We start from the raw sequence: 473 nt of genomic DNA, 5'->3' as shown, positions 1-473 counted from the left end.
GAGCGCGCGCAGCAAGCCCGGCTGCTGCATGGTCACCTCGAAGCGGCCGCGCCCGCCGGTCTCGACGGCCAAGCGCGCGCCGGGAAAGGCGTCGTCAATGGTGGCGTCGAGCGCCTCGGTATCGCCGATCTCGCGGATCGTCTGCAGCGCGGCGGCCAGGTCGGCGCCGTCGTCGGCCAGCACCGGCGTACGCGTGCCGACCTGCGCCTGGCGGGCCGGCGCGCCGGCATCGGTGCGGAAATGGTCGTAGAAGCGCCAGGAGCGGATTCGCTCGCGCATCGCGATCATCTCGGGTGCGCCGGAAGGATCGACGAATTCGGTCAGCATGCTGTCGAACGAGGCGACCGGCTGCGGCACGCTGCGCGAGTCGCCGGCCGCGTCGCGGGTGCGGATCTGCGGGCCGTGCCGCTCGACAAGCAGCGTCGAGGGCCGCAGCAGGGCGCCACTCCACAAGCATTCGCGCTTGATCACCG

At 72.3% G+C, this 473-nt stretch carries 1 protein-coding gene; it reads right to left on the bottom strand.

The genetic code is table 11. From position 1 onward, the window contains the following. The coding region (locus FQ705_RS00005) for an AAA family ATPase (RefSeq protein ID WP_409934660.1) at positions 1 to 473 on the bottom strand (473 nt) is incomplete at both ends.

It is taken from the genome of Paraburkholderia sp. BCC1884 (assembly GCF_900996225.1).
Classification (GTDB): domain Bacteria; phylum Pseudomonadota; class Gammaproteobacteria; order Burkholderiales; family Burkholderiaceae; genus Paraburkholderia.
The sequence above is the reverse complement of the archived record's forward strand: the minus strand, read 5'-3'. Positions and strand labels throughout refer to the sequence as shown.